Origin of the sequence: Streptomyces sp. NPDC093109, assembly GCF_040701725.1 — a bacterium.
In the GTDB taxonomy this organism is placed as follows: domain Bacteria; phylum Actinomycetota; class Actinomycetes; order Streptomycetales; family Streptomycetaceae; genus Streptomyces.
The window spans coordinates 108,615-129,286 of the sequence record NZ_JBFBEZ010000014.1; the positions used below are offsets into that span (position 1 = coordinate 108,615).

At 69.8% G+C, this 20,672-nt stretch carries 20 protein-coding genes, 1 tRNA gene and 1 pseudogene; 10 read left to right on the top strand and 12 right to left on the bottom strand.

The window, feature by feature from the left end:
* Positions 1-142 precede the first annotated feature (142 nt).
* From AB0389_RS16135 to AB0389_RS16150, 4 genes are all read left to right on the top strand, one after another.
* Positions 143-766: a sugar transferase gene (locus AB0389_RS16135; RefSeq protein WP_366396018.1), complete on the top strand. Its 624-nt coding sequence runs from the start codon at positions 143-145 to the stop codon at positions 764-766.
* Between the two features lie 112 nt (positions 767-878).
* A complete protein-coding gene (locus tag AB0389_RS16140) occupies positions 879-3,137 on the top strand; it encodes a (Fe-S)-binding protein (RefSeq protein ID WP_366396019.1) in 2,259 nt (752 codons plus the stop codon).
* Between the two features lie 138 nt (positions 3,138-3,275).
* Positions 3,276-4,400 carry a VCBS repeat-containing protein gene (locus AB0389_RS16145; protein WP_366396020.1) on the top strand — a complete coding sequence of 375 codons (1,125 nt, stop codon included), beginning with the start codon at positions 3,276-3,278 and terminating at the stop codon, positions 4,398-4,400.
* 83 nt (positions 4,401-4,483) lie between these two features.
* Complete coding sequence (locus AB0389_RS16150) at positions 4,484-5,473, top strand: Yip1 family protein (protein ID WP_366396021.1); 990 nt, start codon at positions 4,484-4,486, stop codon at positions 5,471-5,473.
* Between the two features lie 112 nt (positions 5,474-5,585).
* Here the strand turns inward: AB0389_RS16150 and AB0389_RS16155 are convergent, their stop codons facing one another.
* The 3 genes from AB0389_RS16155 to AB0389_RS16165 form a co-directional block, all read right to left on the bottom strand.
* The gene (locus tag AB0389_RS16155; protein WP_366396022.1) at positions 5,586-6,083 is read right to left on the bottom strand and encodes a phosphoribosyltransferase; all 498 of its coding nucleotides are present in this window, start codon (positions 6,081-6,083) and stop codon (positions 5,586-5,588) included.
* Positions 6,084-6,090: 7 nt separating this feature from the next.
* Positions 6,091-6,666 carry a dCTP deaminase gene (gene dcd / locus AB0389_RS16160; protein ID WP_114660586.1) on the bottom strand — a complete coding sequence of 192 codons (576 nt, stop codon included), beginning with the start codon at positions 6,664-6,666 and terminating at the stop codon, positions 6,091-6,093.
* Positions 6,667-6,735: 69 nt separating this feature from the next.
* The gene (locus tag AB0389_RS16165) at positions 6,736-6,924 is read right to left on the bottom strand and encodes a hypothetical protein (RefSeq protein ID WP_366396023.1); all 189 of its coding nucleotides are present in this window, start codon (positions 6,922-6,924) and stop codon (positions 6,736-6,738) included.
* Positions 6,925-7,157: 233 nt separating this feature from the next.
* On the opposite strand from AB0389_RS16165, the gene AB0389_RS16170 reads away from it, so the two are divergent.
* The 3 genes from AB0389_RS16170 (at position 7,158) to AB0389_RS16180 (ending at position 8,250) form a co-directional block, all read left to right on the top strand.
* A tRNA-Gly gene (locus tag AB0389_RS16170) sits at positions 7,158-7,231 on the top strand.
* 88 nt (positions 7,232-7,319) lie between these two features.
* Entirely contained in the window at positions 7,320-7,667 is a 348-nt protein-coding gene (locus tag AB0389_RS16175) for a transcriptional regulator (protein WP_366396024.1), read from the top strand.
* Between the two features lie 361 nt (positions 7,668-8,028).
* Positions 8,029-8,250: a DUF6243 family protein gene (locus tag AB0389_RS16180; RefSeq protein ID WP_366396025.1), complete on the top strand. Its 222-nt coding sequence runs from the start codon at positions 8,029-8,031 to the stop codon at positions 8,248-8,250.
* Between the two features lie 104 nt (positions 8,251-8,354).
* On the opposite strand, the gene AB0389_RS16185 is transcribed toward AB0389_RS16180, so the two are convergent.
* Positions 8,355-9,227: an NAD(P)H-binding protein gene (locus tag AB0389_RS16185; protein ID WP_366396026.1), complete on the bottom strand. Its 873-nt coding sequence runs from the start codon at positions 9,225-9,227 to the stop codon at positions 8,355-8,357.
* Positions 9,228-9,330: 103 nt separating this feature from the next.
* Here AB0389_RS16185 and AB0389_RS16190 point away from each other — a divergent pair, with 103 nt between their 5' ends.
* Positions 9,331-10,374, top strand: a complete 1,044-nt coding sequence (locus AB0389_RS16190) for an AraC family transcriptional regulator (protein WP_366396027.1) — start codon at positions 9,331-9,333, stop codon at positions 10,372-10,374.
* A gap of 21 nt (positions 10,375-10,395) precedes the next feature.
* Here AB0389_RS16190 and AB0389_RS16195 read toward each other — a convergent pair whose 3' ends face one another.
* From AB0389_RS16195 to AB0389_RS16205, 3 genes are all read right to left on the bottom strand, one after another.
* On the bottom strand, positions 10,396-11,286 hold the full coding sequence (locus AB0389_RS16195; protein ID WP_366396028.1) for an NAD(P)H-binding protein: 891 nt from the start codon (positions 11,284-11,286) through the stop codon (positions 10,396-10,398).
* 141 nt (positions 11,287-11,427) lie between these two features.
* Positions 11,428-12,873 carry a PA14 domain-containing protein gene (locus AB0389_RS16200; RefSeq protein WP_366396029.1) on the bottom strand — a complete coding sequence of 482 codons (1,446 nt, stop codon included), beginning with the start codon at positions 12,871-12,873 and terminating at the stop codon, positions 11,428-11,430.
* A 381-nt stretch (positions 12,874-13,254) separates the two neighbouring features.
* Positions 13,255-13,854 carry a hypothetical protein gene (locus tag AB0389_RS16205; protein ID WP_366396030.1) on the bottom strand — a complete coding sequence of 200 codons (600 nt, stop codon included), beginning with the start codon at positions 13,852-13,854 and terminating at the stop codon, positions 13,255-13,257.
* Positions 13,855-14,182: 328 nt separating this feature from the next.
* On the opposite strand from AB0389_RS16205, the gene AB0389_RS16210 reads away from it, so the two are divergent.
* Positions 14,183-14,530, top strand: a complete 348-nt coding sequence (locus AB0389_RS16210) for a hypothetical protein (protein ID WP_366396031.1) — start codon at positions 14,183-14,185, stop codon at positions 14,528-14,530.
* Between the two features lie 135 nt (positions 14,531-14,665).
* Here the strand turns inward: AB0389_RS16210 and AB0389_RS16215 are convergent.
* A pseudogene (locus AB0389_RS16215) lies at positions 14,666-15,073 on the bottom strand (transcriptional repressor); the annotation flags it as partial.
* Positions 15,074-15,360: 287 nt separating this feature from the next.
* On the opposite strand from AB0389_RS16215, the gene katG reads away from it, so the two are divergent.
* The gene (katG, locus tag AB0389_RS16220; protein ID WP_366396032.1) at positions 15,361-17,610 is read left to right on the top strand and encodes a catalase/peroxidase HPI; all 2,250 of its coding nucleotides are present in this window, start codon (positions 15,361-15,363) and stop codon (positions 17,608-17,610) included.
* A gap of 136 nt (positions 17,611-17,746) precedes the next feature.
* Here katG and AB0389_RS16225 read toward each other — a convergent pair whose 3' ends face one another.
* The 4 genes from AB0389_RS16225 to AB0389_RS16240 all read right to left on the bottom strand — a co-directional run bounded on the left by AB0389_RS16225 (position 17,747) and on the right by AB0389_RS16240 (position 20,652).
* Positions 17,747-18,676, bottom strand: a complete 930-nt coding sequence (locus AB0389_RS16225; RefSeq protein WP_366396033.1) for an NADP-dependent oxidoreductase — start codon at positions 18,674-18,676, stop codon at positions 17,747-17,749.
* A 152-nt stretch (positions 18,677-18,828) separates the two neighbouring features.
* Positions 18,829-19,200 (bottom strand): MerR family transcriptional regulator, encoded by a 372-nt coding sequence (locus tag AB0389_RS16230; protein ID WP_366396034.1) that lies wholly within the window; start codon positions 19,198-19,200, stop codon positions 18,829-18,831.
* Between the two features lie 103 nt (positions 19,201-19,303).
* On the bottom strand, positions 19,304-19,912 hold the full coding sequence (locus AB0389_RS16235; protein ID WP_366396035.1) for a class F sortase: 609 nt from the start codon (positions 19,910-19,912) through the stop codon (positions 19,304-19,306).
* 263 nt (positions 19,913-20,175) lie between these two features.
* Positions 20,176-20,652 (bottom strand): hypothetical protein, encoded by a 477-nt coding sequence (locus AB0389_RS16240; RefSeq protein WP_366396036.1) that lies wholly within the window; start codon positions 20,650-20,652, stop codon positions 20,176-20,178.
* Positions 20,653-20,672: the final 20 nt, after the last annotated feature.

The window sequence follows — 20,672 nt, forward strand, 5'->3', positions numbered from 1 at the left end:
CTCAACTATCGTGATAGTCGCTAGGTAGTACCGGGAACCGCCGGGGCCGGGGGGTACGGCCGGAGCGCCTGCGCGGCGGGGGCGGCCCCACCTGGGATCGTTCTGTGCCGAACCCTAAGGAAACGCAACAGAACGGTCATTCATGGCCACGAAGCGACCCCTGCGACTCCCGCCGCTCCCGCCGCCTTCACCCAAGCGCCTACTGGACCTGGCCCTCGGTTCCATCCTGCTCCTGCTGGCGGCGCCTGTCCTGGCCACCGCCACCCTCGCCGTGGCGCTCTCCCGGCCGGCCGGCGGGGTTTTCGTGCGCGTCCCGCACACGGGACTCAACGGACGGCCCTTCCTCCTGAGTTCCCTGCGCACCCGGCGGTTCCGTCTCGACCTGCTGTCCCGGCTGCCCCACGTCGTACGCGGCGACCTCTCCCTGGTCGGCCCGGCCCCGCTGCCGCCGGGCACCCCGCGGGCGGCGGCGCCCTGGCGTCAGCTCGTACGCCCCGGCCTGACCGGCATGGCGCAGGTACGGCGGCACTCGACGCTGCCGTGGGACGAACCCGAGCTGCTCGATCAGCACTACGTGGAGCACCACTGGATCGGGCTGGACCTGGCGATCCTCGCCGCAACCCCGGCCGCACTGGCCCGGTGCGGCCGGGGTTACGGTCGGGGTCCGGGCCGGGGCCGCGGTCAGGGTCACCTGAGCGATACAGATCACCGACCGGGCGTTACATTGCGGCGGAATAAGTGGGTACCCTCAGCACGAGTTCCATAAGTTACCGCTTAGTAATCAGCTCGGTCACCAGCTCGGTCATCAGCTCGGATCACCGCACTACGTCGCCCGCCCGTCATCAAGTCTCCGCCTCGCAGGCCCGAGGAGCCCCGAAATGCAACTCGCCGCGATCATCGTGTCGCTGGTCCTGATCGTGGTCGGCCTGGCGCTTTTCGCCCGTGCCATCGCCCAGATCTACCGCTTCATGCGGCTCGGCCAGCCCGTACCCGCCGGTTCGCGCACCGACGACCCCAAGCAGCGCACCATCACCGTGGCCAAGGAGTTCCTCGGCCACACCCGCATGAACCGCTGGGGCGTCGTCGGTGTGGCGCACTGGTTCGTGGCGATCGGCTTCTTCTCGCTGCTCCTGACGATCGTCAACGCCGTCGGGCAGCTGTTCAAGGCCGACTGGCTGCTGCCGGTCATCGGCGAATGGGCGCCGTACAACGTCTTCGTCGAGTTCCTCGGCCTGATGACCGTGCTCGGCATCCTGACGCTGATCGTCGTCCGGCAGCTGAGCACGCCGGGCAAGGCCGGCCGCAAGTCCCGCTTCGCGGGCTCCAACTTCGGCCAGGCGTACTTCGTCGAGGCCGTCATCCTCATCGTCGGCACCTGCATCATGATGCTGCATGCCCTGGAGGGCGCCCAGCACGGCGTCGACCACTACGAGGCGTCGTTCTTCGTCTCGTATCCGCTGGTCAGCGCCCTCAAGGGGCTGAGCTTCAGCACCCTCCAGAACCTCACGTACTTCTTCGCCGCCCTCAAGATCGCGACCTCCTTCATCTGGATGATCACGGTCGCGCTCAAGACCGACATGGGCGTCGCCTGGCACCGCTTCCTCGCCTTCCCCAACATCTGGTTCAAGCGGGAGGCGGACGGCGGTACGGCCCTGGGCGCGCTCCAGCCGATGACCAGCGGCGGCAAGGAGATCGACTTCGAGGAGCCGGGCGACGACGACGTCTTCGGCGTCTCGCAGGTGGAGCAGTTCTCGTGGAAGGGCCTGCTGGACTTCTCGACCTGCACCGAGTGCGGGCGCTGCCAGTCGCAGTGCCCGGCCTGGAACACCGGCAAGCCGCTCTCCCCCAAGCTGCTGATCATGTCCCTGCGCGACCACGCGCACGCCAAGGCCCCGTATCTGCTGGCCGGTGGCGGGAAGAACATGGAGGGCGAGGAGAAGGCGACGGCCGAGCAGCTCGCCTCCGTACCCGCCGCGGCCCTCGCGGAGGCGGAGCGTCCGCTGATCGGGACGCTGGAGGAGAACGGCGTCATCGACCCGGACGTGCTGTGGTCCTGCACGACGTGCGGCGCGTGCGTGGAGCAGTGCCCGGTCGACATCGAGCACATCGACCACATCGTCGACATGCGGCGCTACCAGGTGATGATCGAGTCCGCGTTCCCCAGCGAGGCGGGCACGATGCTCAAGAACCTGGAGAAGAAGGGCAATCCCTGGGGCCTGGCGAAGAAGCAGCGCGTCGAGTGGACCAAGGAGGTCGACTTCGAGGTCCCGATCGTCGGCAAGGACGTCGAGGACCTGAGCGAGGTCGACTACCTCTACTGGGTCGGCTGCGCGGGCGCGCTGGAGGACCGGGCGAAGAAGACCACCAAGGCGTTCGCGGAGCTGCTGCACATCGCGGGCGTGAAGTTCGCCATCATGGGCGGCGACGAGAAATGCACCGGCGACTCCGCCCGCCGCCTGGGCAACGAACCGCTCTTCCAGCAGCTCGGCCAGGAGAACGTCGCCATGCTCAACATGGCGTACGGCGAGGACGACGACGACCCGGCGACGAAGAAGCCGAAGGCGTCGAAGAAGATCGTCGCGACCTGTCCGCACTGCTTCAACACCATCGCCAACGAATACCCGCAGCTCGGCGGCGAGTACGAGGTCATCCACCACACCCAGTTGCTCCAGCACCTGATCGACGAGGGCAAGCTGATCCCGGTGACCCCGGTCGAGGGCCTGATCACGTACCACGACCCGTGCTATCTGGGCCGGCACAACAAGATCTACACGCCGCCGCGCGAGATCATGTCGTCCGTTCCCGGCCTGCGGCAGCAGGAGATGCACCGCCACAAGGAGCGGGGCTTCTGCTGCGGCGCGGGGGGCGCGCGGATGTGGATGGAGGAGCGGATCGGCAAGCGCGTCAACAACGAGCGTGTCGATGAGGCCCTTTCGCTGAATCCGGACATCGTGTCGACGGCGTGCCCGTTCTGCCTGGTGATGCTGACCGACTCCGTCAACGGCAAGAAGAACGAGGGGCAGGCGAAGGAGTCGCTCCAGGTGGTGGATGTGGCGCAGCTGCTGCTGGATTCGGTACGGACGGAGCCGGTGGAGAGCGAGCCGGAGCAGGAGTCGGAACCGGAGCCGGTGAAGTAGTTGGCGTAGCACGACACTGAAGCGGTCGAATCCACGCATCGGATCCGACCGCTTCAGTCATTTCTCGCCCCCTGTCCATCTCTCTCGCCCGTAACCTGCCTTGCTGCACCACTGGGGCCACTGATACTGGTAGTGCGTATGCGCATACGTATCGCGGTCGTCGGTGTCTGTACGGCGCTGCTGCTGACGGGCTGTACGTCCGCCTCCCCCGACGCGGCGGCCGGCCGCGGCTCCCTGGAGGCGAAGAACGGCGCCGTGGACGCGGCGGCGCGTCGTGCCGTACCGCGCGGCAGGGGAAGCACCCTGCCGGACGACTTCAACGGCGACGGCCACCCCGACCTCGTACTGAACGACCTGGTCAAGGCGGAGGACGATACGTACGGGGACGACGCGGGCATCGGGATCGTGTACGGCACGGGGAGCGAAGGGGCGGTGGATCCCTCCGTACGGCAGCTCCTGACGCCCCGGGCGCGGGCGGCGAAGGTCGGCGGGGTGCTGCCGGCTGCGTTCGAGGCGGAGGCAGCCTGCGATCTCGACGGGGACGGGTACGGCGATCTGATCATCGCCACGGATCCGCCGTACAACGGCATCGGGATGCCGCCCGTACCGCTCCAGATCCTCTTCGGCGGCCCCACAGGACTCACCGGCCGGGCGGTCGTCCTCAAGATCCCCGCCAAGGCGCGGGCGGGCAACGAGTGGCCCGACCAGCCGGTCTGCGGCGACTTCGACGGCGACGGGAAGACGGACCTCGCGGTGACCGCGAGCGCGGGCCAGGTCAGCTTCCTGCGTGGCCCGTTCACCCGCGACGGAGCCCCGCGCTCCGCCGCCGCGCCGGTCCCGGCGGGCGGCCCGGTCCTGGCGGCGCCGGAGCCGAAGGCGGATGTGAACGGCGACGGATACGACGACCTGGTCGTCCTGGGCAGCGCCCGCACCCCGGGGAGGGCGGCGCGGGGCACGCTGCTGCCTGGCGGCCGGAAGGGCTTCGGGGGCGCGGGGGCTACGGGGACCGCGTACGGCTTCACCTCGACACGGCTGCCACCGGCGCCGAAGCTGTCGGGCTCGGGCCGGGGCCGTACCGTCACGGAAGCGATCCGGCCGGAGTTCGGCGGCGGCCCGGTGACGCGGACGCACCGGGGCGAGACGACGGACGTGGTGGCGGTGTACGCGGCGAACGGGCGGCGCCCGGTGACCACGTTCAGCACGTCGGTCTTCCTGGAACGGGCGTCGTCGGGGGCGTCGTCGGCGTCCCCCGGCATCCCTTAGGGGATGTCACAGCTCGGCAGCAAAGACCCGCGCGTTCCTCAGGGCAGCCACCGCGCCCGCCGCGAGCAGGTACGTTCGATCGCGTGGCTGGATTCAGGATCGGACGCGGCCGGGACAACCGCACCCCGCAACAACAACCGCAGCGGCAGCAGCAGGGGCAGTACCCCCCGCAGCAACAGCCGTACGGACGGCAGGCGCCGCCCCCGAACTACGGAGGCGGTCAGCAGGCCGCACCTCCGTACGGGCAGCAGCAGTGGCCTCCCGCCGGCGGCCAGCAGGGCGGGCAGCAGGGCGGACAGGGCGGATACGGCAGACAGGGCGAGCCGGAGTACCTGGGCGACCCGTACGGCCAGACGCAGGCTGGCCCCTACGGGGGACGCGCGGCGCAGGGCTCCGACCCGTACGCCAACAGCGCGGGTCACACCCAGGCGTTCAGCATCCATGACGACCAGTACCACGACGCCGGGAACGGCGACGGCGGTGGGCATGGCGGCGGGCATGGCGGTGGCTACCAGGCCACCGGCCCCTCGGGGCCGAAGCTGCACTGGAAGGAACTGCTGACCGGCGTCGTCATGCGCCCGGGCCCGACGTTCTTCCAGATGCGCGACTACCCGGTCTGGGGCCCGGCCGTGGTCGTGACGTTCCTCTACGGCCTGCTGGCGCTCTTCGGCTTCGACACGGCGCGCGAGGACGCGATCAACTCGACGCTGTCCACGGCCATCCCGTACGCCCTGTCGACAGCGGTCGCCTTCGTGATCGGCGGACTGCTGCTGGGCGTGGTGACCCACACGCTCGCCCGCCAGCTCGGCGGCGACGGCGCGTGGCAGCCGACCGTCGGCCTCTCCATGCTGATCATGTCCATCACGGACGCGCCGCGGCTGCTCTTCGCGCTTTTCCTGGGCGGCGACAATTCGCTGGTGCAGATTCTGGGGTGGCTCACCTGGATCGGCGCGGGGGCGCTCTTCACGGTGATGGTGAGCAAGTCGCACGATCTGCCGTGGCCGAAGGCGCTGGCGGCGTCGGCGATTCAGCTGATCGCGCTGCTGTCGCTGCTGAAGCTGGGCACGCTCTAGTACGAGGACCGCGAAGGGGCCTTCAACTCTCCGGACGGAGAGCTGAAGGCCCCTTTGTGATGCCCGGGACGTGTGCCCAAGGCCTCAGGCGTCAGGCGTCAGGCGTCAGGCGTCAGGCGTCAAGAACCTGCCCGGTGCGCCGCACGACGGGCGGCTGGACGCTCCAGGGGAAGTTGATCCAGTCGTCGGTGCGCTTCCAGACGTACTCGCACTTCACGAGGGACTGCGCCTTCTCGTAGATGACGGCGCTGCGGACCTCGGCGACATGGTCGACGCAGAAGTCGTGCACGAGCTTCAGCGTTTTGCCGGTGTCGGCGACATCGTCGGCGATGAGGACTTTCTTGTTGGAGAAGTCGATGGCGTTGGGCACCGGGGCGAGCATGACGGGCATTTCGAGCGTGGTGCCGACCCCGGTATAGAACTCGACATTTACCAGATGAATATTTTTGCAGTCGAGTGCGTAGGCGAGCCCGCCGGCGACGAAAACCCCACCGCGCGCGATGCTCAGCACGACATCCGGCTCGTAACCGTCGTCGGCGACTATCTGCGCGAGTTCGCGGACGGCCCGCCCGAACTTCTCGTACGTCAGATTCTCTCGGGTCTCGCTCATGCCTGCGTCACACCTGCGTCCGGTGGAAATTGAGATACGAACGGGACGCCGTCGGCCCCCGCTGCCCCTGGTAGCGCGAGCCGTACTTCTCGGAACCGTACGGGAACTCCGCCGCCGAGCTGAGCCGGAAGAGACAGAGCTGCCCGATCTTCATGCCCGGCCAGAGCTTGATGGGGAGCGTCGCCATGTTCGACAGTTCGAGCGTGACATGCCCGGAGAAACCGGGGTCGATGAATCCGGCGGTCGAGTGCGTCACCAGCCCCAGCCGGCCGAGGCTCGACTTGCCCTCCAGCCGGGAGGCGATGTCGTCGGGCAGCGAGATGACCTCGTACGTCGACGCCAGCACGAACTCACCGGGGTGGAGGATGAACGGTTCGTCCCCCTCAGGCTCGACCGTGCGGGTGAGATCGGCCTGCTCGACGGCGGGGTCGATATGTGGATAGCGATGGTTCTCGAATACCCGGAAATACCGGTCGAGCCGTACATCGATGCTGGAGGGCTGCACCATCGATGCGTCATACGGATCGAGGCGTACGCGTCCGGAATCCAGCTCGGCCCGGATGTCCTTGTCTGAGAGAAGCACGTCCCGAGGATACGCAGAGCGCGCGAGCCCACCCCAATCGGGCAGCCCGCACGCCCCGCGCGGACAACGTCAGCTCCGCTCGGCCTCCGCCACCGCGGGCTCCACGATCACGGCATGCCGCAACCGCGCACACCTCGGACACCGGATAAGTCTCCCGGGCCCGATCCTCCCGGCGTCGAGCTGCTGCATCGGGAACGTAGCGGTGCTGAACACATGGCCTTCGGCACAGCGGACGACGGTGCGCTCCATCAAGTCCATCAGGTCCTTTCCCCAACAAACGCGGACAAACGCCACCCTAGGGGATCCCCCCGCCCCACCCCCCACCGGCACTCCGCACGGGCACCCTACGCCCCCAACTCCCGCCCCCACCCCCCACATCCGCCCCCACTCCCCACCCCCGACAACGCAGAAGGACCCCGGGGCTCACATCGCCCGGGGTCCGCCATGAGGTAGAGTGTCCGACGAAGCACAGCCCTCAGAGGCTCTGCGACGCGGGTGTAGTTTAATGGTAGAACATGAGCTTCCCAAGCTCAGAGCGCGAGTTCGATTCTCGTCACCCGCTCCACAGAAAAGCCCCAGGCCAACGGCCCGGGGCTTCCTCATGCTCAGCCATCGTTTCGGCGTGCCGCGCCCCCTTCCTGGATAATCGGCGTATGGCATCACAGCCCGGTCTTTCCGATCTCCGCCGTGCCAAGTTCGCTCAGCGCCTGCCTACGGCGCTGTCCGAGCTTGCCGGCCCTGAGCACGGCACAGTAAGTCTTCCGCTCCACCTCGCGTGGTCGGGGCTGACCACGTTCGACCTCGACCAGCCCCGGCTGCGGATGAGCTACTACCGCATCGTCCTGGCCGAGGGCCGGCACGACGACCTGATCCAGTACCTCCATCACGAGCTTCTCGTCGGCTTGTGGCCCACACTGCGTTCACTGGTCAGCCGTGATGTCCGTGTGGTCTGGGAAAGCGCCTTCGGTGAACTGGTTCGCAGCGCTCGGGCCGCCGCGTGAACCTCACGGACCTGCACCGTCGCCTGCTCGCGGACGTGCTCGCCGTGGGCGGTGCTTATCCTCTGGCGCTTACCGGCGGCTACGCGGTACAGGCACACGGACTGGTCAACCGGCTCAGTCAGGACCTCGATGTCGGGGCTGATGGCCTCACGGATGAGGGACTGGCGCGAGCCACTACGACATGGCCAAGCTGTGCGGCAGCCAGGTCCGTGTCATCCCTCTCTGACCTGCCAGGCCGCCCGGAGTATGCGCCCTGCCAGGTTCCGTCGCACACTTCGGCCCACCTGACGCCCCTCGACGTCGCCACGCCCGTCCACACCGATGAAGCCGTAGATCACTCCACATCATTCCGGGAGAACTCATGACCGTGAGCAAGAACATCAACAACCCCGTGGGCATGGGGGGCGGCCAGCGCAAGAGGCTGTCCCGCGCCGAGCGGCAGAACAACGGTCCGCACCGCAATCTCGACCGCAAGGGTGCCGCCGACCAGAAGGCCGAACTGGTACGCAAGATGCGCGAGAAGGCGGCATCAGCATCAGCCGAAGGCACCGAGCGGACGGGCGACGGCACCGTACGGGGCTGACACGCCGTCGCCGCAGGGCGGTAGGCGTCGCACGGGGCGGGGCGGGGCCCGCCCGTATCTCGTGTGCGGTCCGGCCTTCGGTCGTCAGGGGACCGACGTGGCGCTTACGGTGCCCAGGTTCCCCGGGCCGCGATGCGGTGTGCCCACGGTCGCAGGGCTACGGGGTCGCGGCCCAGCACTCGGCGGACGTCGTCGGTCACCTCGGTGGAGTGGCCCGCCCGGTGCAGGGCGAACATCGCGCCGAGGCTGTCGGCGACGGCTTCCGGCCGGCCCTCGGCGAGGAGTTCGGAGCGGTAGGCGGCCGGGGTGAGTTCCTCGTAGCGGATGGGCCGGCCGGCGGCCTCGGCGATCGTCCGGGTGGCCTCGGCGAAGGTGAGTGCGCGGGGGCCAGTCAGTTCGTAGGTGCGGCCCGCGTGGCCGGGCTCGGTGAGCACCGTCGCCGCGACCGCCGCCACGTCGTCGGCGTCGATGAACGGTTCCGGCATCTCCCCGATCGGCAGGGCCAGACGGCCGGCCCGCAGAGGCGCGAGCCACAGGTCCTCGTCGAAGTTCTGGAAGAAGTTGTTGGGCCGCAGGACCGTCCACTCGGCACCGGACTCCCGGACCGCCTCCTCGCCGGCGGCCATGCCCTGTCCGAAGACGAAGCCGAAGCCGATGCCGTCGCCCGCCTTCTCGACGCCGTGACCGGAGAGAGCCACGAAGCGGCGCACCCCGGACGCTGCCGCCTGCCGCACGAACTCCCTTACGGGTGAAGGATCGTCGGGCGCGACCAGGTAAACCGCCCCGGCTCCGGTGAGCGCGGGCTCCCACGTGTCGGGCAGGGTCCAGTCGAAGACGACCTCGCCTGAGCGGGAGGCGGCCCGGACCGGGGCGGTGCCCGTGTCGCGCAGCCGGGCGGTGAGTCGGCGTCCGGTCTTGCCGGTGGCACCGAGGACGAGGATGTCGGACGAGGCGCCGTACGCGCTCTGCGTTGTCATGGGGCAAGTCCATCGCGGCGCCGCCGCCTGACCCATGGCTGTCCGTCCGTCGTGCATAGGCGATCGTCCGGGACACCCGTGGTGCCTGCCTATCGTTGGCTCCATGGACGTGTTCGACGAGCTGTTGCGGGGCGTGCGGGGCAAGGGTGCGGTGTTCGGCCGTTCGGTGCTGTGGCCGCCGTGGTCGCTGCGGTTCACCGACGGCCCGTACCTGACGCTGTGCGTACCGCTGCGTGGCGCCGGGTGGATCGTGCCGGAGAACGGAGAGGCGCGGCGCGTGGCGCTCGGCGACACGGCGATCGTCCGGGGGCCCGCACCGTTCCGCTTCACGGACGACCCGCCGGACGACCCGCCGGACGACCCGCCCGACGGTACGGCGACGGAGCGGGCGACGGGCGTACGGGAGGTGCACTGGGGAGAAGAGGCGCCGGGGGCCGCGGTGGACCGGGACCTCGAACTCAGCGGCTCCACCGTGCTGCTGGCCGCCGCGTACGACGTACGGGAGCAGGTTCCGCGGCGGCTCCTCCGCGCTCTGCCGCCGGTCCTGGTGATATCCGACGAGCAGGACTGCTCGCCGATGTGGGACTACCTGGAGACGCAGAGCGGCGCCGGCCGGCCGGGGGACCAGACGGTGCTCGACCGGCTTCTGGACTGGCTGCTGGTGTGCACACTGCGGGACTGGTTCGACCGCCCGGAGGCCGAACCACCGGGGTGGTACAGCGCACTCGGCGACGAGGTGGCGGGGCCCGCCCTGCGCGCGATCCACGAGAATCCGGCGCACCCGTGGACGACGGCGGAGCTGGCGAGCGTGGCGGGGGTGTCGAGGACGACCTTCGCCAAGCGGTTCACGGAACTGGTCGGGAACGGTCCTGTTGCGTATCTCGCCGAGTGGCGGATGACGCTCGCCGCCGATCTGCTGACCCGCCCGGAGCTGACGGTGGCCGCGGTGGCCCGGCGGGTCGGCTACGCGGACGCGTTCGGCTTCAGCGCGGCGTTCAAACGGCTCCGTGGCGAGAGCCCGAGCACCTTCCGGCAGGAGCCCGCCGCCTCCTCCGCCACCTCTCCTGCCTCTGCCACCGCCCCTGCCACCGCCTCTGCCGCCACCGCCACCCCCCGCGTACCGGACCGCGCCGTACCGGCGGGCTGACCGGCGCCCTGCCTGACGGCTTCAGGACCAGGCACCCGCCTCGGACGCGTCACGGACGAAGTCGGTGATGTCGCGCGGCGGGCGGCCGAGTGCTCTCCGTACGCCGTCCGTGACCGGTGCCTCCTGGCTCGTGCGAATCGGCTTCATCGCTTCCGCCCAGAGCGCGGCCTCCTCCTCGGGCAGGCCCTGTGCCACCAGCGCGGCCCGGAAGACGGACTCCTCCACCGGGACGTAGGCGGCGCGCACACCGGTCGCCTTCGCGATCTCGTCGAGTACGTCGGCGATGCCGAGCGCCCGGGGGCCGGAGAGTTCGTACACCTCGCCGTCGTGGCCGTCCTCGGTCAGGGCCGCCACGGCGACCGCCGCGATGTCGTCGGCGTCGACGAACGCGGCGGTCCCGTCGCCGGTGGGCAGGGCGAGTTCGCCGGCACGTACGCCGTCGAGGAAGGCGCCCTCGCTGAAGTTCTGGGCGAACCAGCCGGGCCGCAGGATCGTCCAGGCGGCGCCGGACGACCGGACGGCCGCCTCGCCCTCCGTATGCGGGCCGCCGCCCTCGTAGGAGGAGCCGAAGTAGCCGGGTACGTCCACGCCCCGGGCCGAGAGCAGCACCAGCCGTCGGACCCCGCTCGCGACGGCCTGCCGGACGAAGGCGGGCGTCGGGGAGGGGGAGGTGTCCAGCGGGACGATGTAGACGGCGTCGACCCCGTCGAGGGCCGCCTGCCAGGTCGTGCGGTCCGCCCAGTCGAAGGGGGTGTCCCCGGACCGTGAGGCCGCTCGGGTCTCCACGCCCAGTTCGCGGAGCCGCGCCACCGTCCTGCGACCGGTCTTGCCGGAGCCGCCGATCACCAGCACGGTGTTCACGGTGTTTCCGGTGCTCGTCGGGTCCTTATGTGTGGTGTTCGTCTGTGTCATGCCACGAGCCTTGCCGCGCCGATGGTCCGCGGCCATGGTTCATCGTCCGGGAGGCATACCCGCGCGTCCGGGCCGAAGTCCAGGACGAGCGGGCTGTCCGATGTGCCCCAGCCGCCACGCGGCTGGGGCACATCGACGGCATCACCAGGTAACGGCAGTGATGTCGCTGGCCGGCGAGTAGTTTCCGGCCGCGTCATAGGAGCGGGCCCGGTACTCGTAGGTACGGCCGCCGGTGGGCGGGGTGTCGCAGACGGTGGCCGTGGCGTAGTCGCGGCGCGGGTCGAAGCCCTGGTGCAGGACGACCGACCAGGTGGCAGTCCCCGCCGTACGGCGCTCGATCTCGAAGCCGGCGAAGTCGCGGATCGGCGCCGGTGTGTAGTCGATGGCGGTCGCCTGGATACCGCCCGCGCAGGTGCCCAGGGTCAGGTCGGGGGCGTAGTAGGGGGCGATGCCGTCGGGGATGGCGAGCCAGAGTTCATGGGGCGCGTTGGCGTCGAGCCAGTTCGGGTTGTAGGTGGTGGTGCCGCCTGTGTTGGTGACGAGTACGCGGTAGTGGCGGGTCTCGCCGTCGGCGATGACGGGGGCGGTGGTCCAGGTGTTGCTCTTGGTGGTGCCGAGCGGGACCCAGACGTAACGGCCGTCCACGATGTCGTTGCTCAGGACCGTGTAGTGGCTGAAGTGCGGCTCTTTGTTGAGGGGCCACTTCAGGGTGACCTTGCCGGTCGCCTTGGCGTAGGTGCCGGTCAGGGAGGTGACGATGGGCAGTGGACGGACGATGATGTCCGTGCTGCCCGACGAGGTGTTGCCCGCCTTGTCCTTGGCGCGCACCTCGTAGTAGTACGGCGTACGGTCGTCGGGGTTCACCAGGGGGTCGGTGTGGCTCCGGGCTGTGGTCGTGGTGACCTTCGTCCAGGTGCTGGAGCCGACAGGCCGCCGGTAGAGGGAGTAACTCGCCAGGTCCATCTCCTTGTTGGCGGACCAGGAGACGGCCGTCCTGCGCGTCTTGGTGTTGTAGGCGGTCTTCACACCGGTGGGTGCGAGCGGCTTCGTCCTGTCGTGTGCGGCCGAGGTCCGGGGCTTGTACGTGAAGGCGACCTTGGCGGCGCCGCTCCAGTTCACGTAGTCGACGCGGATGGTGTGCTTGCCGGAGGGGACGGTGAGGTCGGCGCTCTTGGAGCGGGCGGTGTCACCGGTGTTCTTCCACAGGTCGATCTTGCGGACGCCGTCCAGGTACACGCGGACGCCGTCGGTGGCGGACGCGGTGAACGTGAAGGGGCCGCCGGAGCCGAAGTCCCGCTTCACCGACCAGCGGACACCGAAGTTGTCCTTCGGCGCGCCGGAGACCGGCTTGCCCGACCAGCTCTCGCTGATCTTGCTGTCGCAGTCGGTTTTCACCGGGGAGCCGGAGAACGAGGTGTTCTTGTAGAACGTCCGCTTGTAGACGTTGGTCGAGCAGGTGGTGTCGGCGGCCACGGTCGCGGCCGGGGTCGCAGCCGCGGCCTGGGGGACGGCGGTCAGCAGACTGCCGAGGACAACCACGGACATGACACCGCCGACCCGGGCGCCGACGAGACTCTTCTGGTGCACGAGGACCTTTCGCGCTGTGCGGGCAAGAAGTACAGCGTGGAGACTCGTGAGGTGGGACGAAGGTTGCACGGCGCGCCTGGCGGGGTGCGAGGAGAGGAGCGAGGGGGGGGGAGCGAGGGGGTAGCGAGAGTTCTCGTCAAGTCGTCGGGGGCATCGGGCGGATCCGCCGCCTCCGGTCTGCGGGGCGGACAGAATCCTCGTCAACTCCATTGACGCAAATCCGCCCGCGGATTTCGCCTTGGATTCCGGCTTTCGCGCTTTCGCGCCGGTGGAATTCGTGGCCGCCCACGCGGAACGCCCGGCTGGAATGATCCAGTCGGGCGTTCGGTTGCCGGGACGGGGGGATTGGGTCGCCCGGCGGGGCTTTCAGGGGGTGTTGAGTCAGATCGTCGGGGTGTCGTCGACGATCTCCTTGTGCGGTTCGACAATGAAACGCCAGCCTTCGCTGGGCTCCAGGAAGCGCACGCGGGTCGGGTAGATGTCCAGGGCGCGGCGGTCGCGGTTCTGGCCGTTCGTGTTCTTGCGGCCCCGGGCCGGCTCCTCGTAGAGGTCGACCTTGACGTCGGGCACCTCGACGGTGTCCTCGCTCCAGCGCTGCACGATGCCCGCGCCGAACGCGTCCCGGGCGGCGGCGTAGAGCGCCTCCAGGGATTCCTTGTTCCCGTTGGGAACGAAGAGGGCGAGGTTCAGCAGAACGCCGGCGCTCTGGAGGACCTCGATCTCCTGTCCCGCCTTGTCGGCGATCCAGATACCGCCCTCTTCGGCGTTGTCCGGGAGGACGTGAATTTCCTCGCCGAAGGCCGTCCTCGCGGTGAAGGACCCTCCTTCGAAATTCTTGCCCGGCTCCGTGAGGAAGGCCGGGGCGTAGCAGTCGAGAGGAAGGCCGTCCGTCTCTGCCGAGACGAAGATGCCGTCCTGGAGACCCAACCCTGAAACCTCGTCGGCCGTGAGACGTCGAGCCGTAACCTTCTCGGTATTCACGCCATTCCCCTTTTTTCGTGGCACCCTGCGAATTCATTAATAGCCTACCACAAAAACGGTCAACTCCTTTTCGTTGCGGGCGTGTTCGCAACCGTGCGCGATACCGGCCGACCTAGCGAGAATTCACTTCCCGCGCCATCCGCGAGCAACACAAACGAAGCAAAGTTCGCATTCACACTTCCTTATCCACCGCGATCGGCGATGGCCTGAAGTGATCACGCACGGCGATTACGGGGTGACGTGATGTCAGTGACGGGTGCTTACATGGGGGCGGTTGTGCAGGGGGAGCGTGAATCGGCTGACGAGACGAAGGGACACAGCTGTGCCCGTGATCGAGCAGTATGTGAAGTCGAACGGCATCGTAGTCAGAAGCCATACCCGGCTGCCGGCCAGAGCCCGGCGGGAGACGGCGATCCTGGCGGCGGTCGTGGTCGGGGTGTTCCTCTTCGCCAGCGGTCACACCACCGCGGGCGCCGACGCAGACAAACAGCCCGAGCAGCTCCGATTACCCAGGCAGCAGACGCGGCAGCAGCCCCCGGCGCAGCCACAGCCCCAGCCGCGACCCACCGTCGTCTACCCGATCGAGCGGCCCGAGTGGGACGACAGTCCGGCGGTGCGGCCCACGCCGACCGTGTCGTATCCGGTCGTCTTCCCCGGTCCCGGGGGCGCGCGGTGACGGGCGGGAGGACGGTCAGTCAGGTACGGGCAGTCAGGCCTGGAGCTTCGGCTGACGCGCCGCCCCCCGCGCCGTCCCTCCGGCCGTCCCCCCTGCCGTCTCACCGGCCGTCCCTCCGGCCGCGGCCGTCGCCCCGGCGCACGCCGGGCACAGCCCCCAGTACGTGACCTCGGCCTGCGACACCGTAAAGCCGAATCGTTCCTCCGCGGGCAGGTCCGCCAGCACGTCCCCCGTCGGGTGGACATCGCGCACGGTGCCGCAGCCGGAGCACACCAGGTGCTGGTGCGGCCGGCGCGCGTTGGGGTCGTAACGCTTGGCGCGGCCGTCCGTGGAGACCTCGATCACCTCACCGAGCGCGACCAGCTCGCCCAGCGCGTTGTAGACAGTCGTCCGGGATATCTCGGGCAGCCGCCGGGCCGCGCGGGCGTGCACCTCGTCGGCCGTGAGGTGGACGTGGTCGCCGTCGAGGACCTCCGCGACGACGCGCCGCTGGGAGGTCAGCCGCCAGCCGCGTCCTCGTAGCCGCTCCAGCAGATCACTCATGTCGGTCGGTTCACCTCAATCGCTCATGCGCGCGACACCCGTGGTTCGCCGGTGGGTGGCCGGTGGGTGCTGTCCTGATTCCGATGGGATGTGGAGCTGGCTCTCTTCTTGACTTGGACTCTGTCCATTGTAGGATCGACTCCGGCGATAAGCCAAGAGGCGGGGAGATCCCGTACGGCCCGTCGCAGCAGGAAGAGGAAGCCGACCGGGGCCCGCGCCCCGCCTGCTCCGCCCGCAGACCACCGCAGTTCTGAGCACCGTGATCGAGCTGGTCCGGAAGGATTCCCATGACCGAGAACCATGACGCAACCGCCGTAGGCGCGACGACCGAGGGCGGCGGGGGCTGCCCCGTCGTGCACGGGCGCGCCCCGCACCCGACGCAGGGCGGCGGAAACCGCCAGTGGTGGCCGGAGCGGCTCAACCTCAAGATCCTCGCCAAGAACCCCGCCGTGGCGAACCCCCTCGGCGAGGACTTCGACTACGCCGAGGCGTTCACGTCCCTCGACCTGCCGGCCGTCAAACAGGACATCGCGGAGGTGCTGACCACCTCCCAGGACTGGTGGCCGGCCGACTTCGGCCACTACGGCCCGCTCATGGTCCGCATGGCGTGGCACAGCGCGGGTACGTACCGGATCAGCGACGGCCGCGGTGGCGGCGGCGCCGGCCAGCAGCGTTTCGCCCCCCTGAACAGCTGGCCGGACAACGGCAACCTCGACAAGGCCCGCCGGCTGCTGTGGCCGGTCAAGAAGAAGTACGGCCAGAGCCTCTCGTGGGCCGACCTCATGATCCTCGCGGGCAATGTGGCCCTGGAGTCGATGGGCTTCGAGACCTTCGGCTTCGGCGGCGGTCGCGCGGACGTCTGGGAGCCCGACGAGGACGTGTACTGGGGTCCCGAGAAGGTCTGGCTCGACGACGAGCGCTACTCCGGCGACCGTGAGCTGGAGGGCCCCCTCGGCGCGGTCCAGATGGGTCTCATCTACGTCAACCCCGAGGGCCCCAACGGCAACCCGGACCCGCTGGCCGCGGCCCGCGACATCCGCGAGACGTTCCGCCGCATGGCGATGAACGACGAGGAGACCGTCGCCCTGATCGCGGGCGGCCACACCTTCGGCAAGACCCACGGCGCCGGCCCGGCGGACCACGTCGGCGCCGAGCCCGAGGGCGCCTCGATCGAGGAGCAGGGCCTCGGCTGGAAGAGCTCCTTCGGCACCGGCAAGGGCGGCGACACGATCACCAGTGGCCTGGAGGTCACCTGGACGTCGACCCCGGCCCAGTGGGGCCACGGGTTCTTCCAGAACCTGTTCGGCTACGAGTGGGAGCTGACGAAGAGCCCCGCCGGCGCGCACCAGTGGGTGGCGAAGGACGGCGCGGGCGCCGGCACCATCCCGCACGCCCACGACGCGTCGAAGAGCCTGGCCCCGACCATGCTGACGACCGACCTCTCGCTCCGGTTCGACCCGGCGTACGAGCAGATCTCGCGGCGCTTCCTGGACAACCCGGCCGAGTTCGCGGACGCGTTCGCCCGCGCCTGGTTCAAGCTGACCCACCGCGACCTGGGCCCGGCCGTGCGCTACCTCGGCCCGGAGGTCCCGTCCGAGACCCTGCTGTGGCAGGACCCGCTGCCCGAGGCGGCGCAGGAGACCGTCGGCGCCGAGGACGTCACCGCGCTCAAGGGGCGGATCCTCGCCTCCGGCCTCACGGTGTCCCAGCTGGTCTCCACCGCCTGGGCCGCCGCCTCCTCCTTCCGCGGCAGCGACAAGCGCGGCGGCGCCAACGGCGCGCGTATCCGCCTCCAGCCGCAGGCCGGGTGGGACGTCAACGAGCCCGACCAGCTGGCGGAGGTGCTGCGCACGCTGGAGAGCATCCAGGAGTCCTTCAACTCCGCCCGGACCGAAGGCGCGCAGGGCGCTCAGGGTGCTCAGGTCTCCCTCGCCGACCTGATCGTGCTCGCCGGTGCCGCGGGCGTCGAGAAGGCCGCCAAGGACGCCGGTTTCGACGTCGAGGTCCCCTTCACCGCGGGCCGCGTGGACGCGTCGCAGGAGCAGACGGACGTCGAGTCGTTCGCCGCGCTGGAGCCGGCCGCCGACGGATTCCGCAACTACCTCGGCAAGGGCAACCGGCTGCCCGCCGAGTACCTGCTGGTCGACAAGGCCAACCTGCTCAACCTGAGCGCCCCCGAGCTGACCGTCCTCGTCGGCGGCCTGCGCGTCCTGGGCGCGAACCACGGGCAGTCGTCGCTCGGCGTGCTCACGTCCGCTCCCGGGACCCTGACGAACGACTTCTTCGTCAACCTGCTCGACCTGGGTACGACGTGGACGGCGACCTCGCCCGACCAGAACACCTTCGAGGCCCGCGACGACGCCACGGGCGAGGTCAAGTGGACCGGCAGCCGGGCCGACCTGGTCTTCGGCTCGAACTCCGAGCTGCGCGCGCTCGCCGAGGTCTACGCGAGCGACGACGCGAAGGAGAAGTTCGTGAAGGACTTCGTCGCGGCGTGGGTCAAGGTGTCGGACCTCGACCGGTTCGACCTGGTCTGAGCCACCGTCCGAGTCACCGTCTGACTCACCTGAGCAGCCGGCTTGTACGGGGCGTTCGGTAGGGGCGTTCGGGATGGCCGTTGTGGCCGCCCCGGGCGCCCCTCCCGCGTCTGCTCCCGCCGTCTGCTCCCGCCGTCTACTCCCGCGTCATGTCGATGACGACCTTGCCGACCGCGTGGCCGTCCTCCACGAGCGCCAGGGCCTCGGCCGCCCGGGACAGCGGGTACGTCTCGACGACGTGGGGGTCGAGACGCCCCTCCACCATGAGCGCCGCCGCGTGCTCCAGATCGGCCCGGGTGATCCGGCGGCGCACCATCTCGCCGCCCAGCTCGGCCACCGTCTCGTCCGTGACGGACACCACCTTCCCCGTCTCGCGTGCCAGCGGTGCCACCGTACGCAGGGACACGCCGCCCACCATGTCCACCACCCCGTCGACCCCGTCCGGGGCGAGGTCGCGCAGCCGGGGGACGACCGGGCCGTCGGTGTAGTCGACGAACGTCACCCCGACGGCTTCGGCGAGCGCCCGCTTGGCGGGGCCGCCCGTACCGATGACGTTCAGGCCGCGGTCGCGCGCCACCTGCGCGGTCGCGAGACCGACGCCGCCTCCGACTCCGTTGATCAGTACGGTCGCGCCCCTGGGCAGGTCGAGCTGGTCCATCGCGTTGAGGGCGGAGGTGACCGCCACGGGGATGGTCGCCGCCCAGTCGTCGCGGAGTCCCTCGGGCTTGCGCGCGGTGAGGGACCCGACCAGCACCGTGGTCCGCGCGTAGACGCCGGCCCCGGTGAGCGCGCAGCCGAACACGGTGTCGCCCACCGCCAGCCCGTCGACGTCCGCGCCCACCGCCAGCACCACACCGGCCGCCTCCGCCCCCATCACCTGCGGGAACGGCCGCTCGCCGTAGAACTCCGGCATGACGCCGGAACGCAGCTTGTAGTCAAGGGGGTTCACCCCGACGGCCGTGACCCGCACCAGGACCTCCGCCGGACTCGGCACGGGGTCCGGCCGGTCGAAGAACTCCTGGACCTCCGGGCCGCCGAACGCACGGAAACCGAACGCTTCACTCATCGTCATCTCCTGGACCGCATCCCACGGAGTCCGACGCCTGTCGGCTCCCTGGTACCGGCGACCTGCCGATGACTCCGGACGCTAAGACTTGACACCAATGTCATATGCAAGTCCGCTGGTCAGAAGGGTGGGGGCAGACAGGAAAGGGTGTCTCAGGACGCGAGCGCGGCGGCACAGTCGTAGTCCGGGTCGGTCGTGGCCTCGATCACCATGTCCAGACGGTCACGGACCGTGAACAGGTCGGAGATCTGCCGCTCCACGCGCTGACGTTCGGAGGCCAGGAGCGTCAGCAGCTCCGGGGCGGCCTCGCCCGTATCCACGCAGGGCAGCACCTCACGGATGGTCCGGCTGGAGAGCCCGGCGCGGTAGAACAGCTGGATGAGCCGGACCCGCTCCACAGCGCTGCTCTCGTACGTACGGTGCCCCGCCGGTGTCCGGGCCGAGGTGAGCAGCCGCTGCTGCTCGTAGTAGCGCAGCACCCGTGTGCTGACTCCCGCTGCCGCGGCCACGTCGCCGATGCGCATGGGCCGGATCCCCTCTCCCGCATGTTTCCCGTAGAAACACTCTTCCTGCCACTGTGCCACGGGCGCGGGCAGGGGGACGGGGTCCGAAGGCGCGGGGACGGTGTCAGGCGCGGGTCGCGTAGACGATGAGGTTCTTCAGCGGGTGGCCCTGGGCGTCGAAGTCGCCGTCGCAGGTGATCAGGCGCAGTGCGTGGGTGTCGGTCGGGCCGTAGACCTTTTGGGTGGGAAAGGCGCCCTTGCTGACGCTCTCCGTGTCCGTGACGGTGAAGTGCACCGGCTTTCCACGGGTGTTGGAGACGGTGATGTCCGCACCCTTGGCGATCTTGTGGAGGCCGTGGAAGACGGCCTTGCCGAAACGGGTGCTGTTGTGGCCGATGATGACGGCGGGACCGGCTTCGCCGGGCGCGGGACCGCCGACGTACCAGCCGGCCGTCATGCCCTTCTCCGGCGGCGGGACCTCGACGGTGCCGTCGGCGTTGAGGCCCAGCTCCATCAGGGGACCGCTGATGCCGATCGAGGGGATGGTGACCTCGGTGGGCGCGCCGCGCGAGGGTGCGGGGGTGGGGGTGGGAGTGGGGGTGCCGACGGTGGTGGCGGAGCTGGATGCCGAGGTGGAGGGGCGCGGCGCGGCCGTATCCGCCGCCGACGAGCAGCCGGTCAGCAGGGTGAGCACCGCGGGGACGACAAGGGCCAGGCGGGCCAGGCGCGCCACGGGCGGCAGGGCGCCGGAGTGCCGTACCGGACGTACTGGGTTTACCGGATGTACCGGATGCACCGGATGGTGCGCGGGGGACACAGCAGGGAACACAGCGGGCTCCAGAGCGGGGTTGCCAGTGGCGCCGCCCAGTGAGGGGCGGCGCCACTGTCGTGCCGGATCGGATGGGGTGTCGGATCGGATGGGGCGTCGGACCACGCGTGGTGTCGGATCAGATGCGGTATCGGATCAGGCGGTGTCCGATCAGGCGCGGTGTCGGATCAGGCGGTGTGGCGCTGCGCGGAGCGGCGGCGCAGTACGAGGGTGCCGGCGCCCGCGAGCAGGAGCGCACCGGTCGCCGAGCCGACGAGGGCGGCCGTACCGGAGTTGTTCCCGGCCGGGGCCTCGCCCGCGGCGACGGCACCGCGCGGCAGCGTATCGGCTTCCCTGGCGCGCTCGGCCGCGCGCTTGGCCTCCTTCGCGCGCTCGGCTTCCTTCGGCTCGGACACCGGGACGGCCCTCTCGGCGACCTCCGGCTTCCGATCCTCGGCCGCCTTGTCGCGTGCGGCCTCCTCCGGTGTCTCGGCCGCCCGGTCGCGTGCGGCCTCCTTGTCGCGTCCGGCCTCCTTCGGCGAGGTGGACGACACCTCGCTGGGGCGGGAAGCGTCGGAGGCGACGGCCGCGGCGGCCGGGACAAGCAGGGCGCCGGCCGTGATCGCGGTCAGGACGGCGAAGTGCAGGCGGTAATGGCGGGACATGTAGGGCTCCAGTTCCAGCT

Excerpts from the sequence above, each read along its gene's own strand:
- AB0389_RS16135 (WP_366396018.1), top strand. The coding sequence starts at position 143 with ATGGCCACGAAGCGACCCCTGCGACTCCCGCCGCTCCCGCCGCCTTCA.
- AB0389_RS16145 (WP_366396020.1), top strand. The coding sequence starts at position 3,276 with ATGCGCATACGTATCGCGGTCGTCGGTGTCTGTACGGCGCTGCTGCTG.
- AB0389_RS16195 (WP_366396028.1), bottom strand. The coding sequence starts at position 11,286 with ATGACACAGACGAACACCACACATAAGGACCCGACGAGCACCGGAAAC.
- AB0389_RS16165 (WP_366396023.1), bottom strand. The coding sequence starts at position 6,924 with ATGGACTTGATGGAGCGCACCGTCGTCCGCTGTGCCGAAGGCCATGTG.
- katG (WP_366396032.1), top strand. The coding sequence starts at position 15,361 with ATGACCGAGAACCATGACGCAACCGCCGTAGGCGCGACGACCGAGGGC.
- AB0389_RS16185 (WP_366396026.1), bottom strand. The coding sequence starts at position 9,227 with ATGACAACGCAGAGCGCGTACGGCGCCTCGTCCGACATCCTCGTCCTC.
- AB0389_RS16230 (WP_366396034.1), bottom strand. The coding sequence starts at position 19,200 with ATGCGCATCGGCGACGTGGCCGCGGCAGCGGGAGTCAGCACACGGGTG.
- AB0389_RS16175 (WP_366396024.1), top strand. The coding sequence starts at position 7,320 with ATGGCATCACAGCCCGGTCTTTCCGATCTCCGCCGTGCCAAGTTCGCT.
- AB0389_RS16240 (WP_366396036.1), bottom strand. The coding sequence starts at position 20,652 with ATGTCCCGCCATTACCGCCTGCACTTCGCCGTCCTGACCGCGATCACG.
- AB0389_RS16140 (WP_366396019.1), top strand. The coding sequence starts at position 879 with ATGCAACTCGCCGCGATCATCGTGTCGCTGGTCCTGATCGTGGTCGGC.
- AB0389_RS16225 (WP_366396033.1), bottom strand. The coding sequence starts at position 18,676 with ATGAGTGAAGCGTTCGGTTTCCGTGCGTTCGGCGGCCCGGAGGTCCAG.
- AB0389_RS16190 (WP_366396027.1), top strand. The coding sequence starts at position 9,331 with ATGGACGTGTTCGACGAGCTGTTGCGGGGCGTGCGGGGCAAGGGTGCG.
- AB0389_RS16180 (WP_366396025.1), top strand. The coding sequence starts at position 8,029 with ATGACCGTGAGCAAGAACATCAACAACCCCGTGGGCATGGGGGGCGGC.
- AB0389_RS16155 (WP_366396022.1), bottom strand. The coding sequence starts at position 6,083 with ATGAGCGAGACCCGAGAGAATCTGACGTACGAGAAGTTCGGGCGGGCC.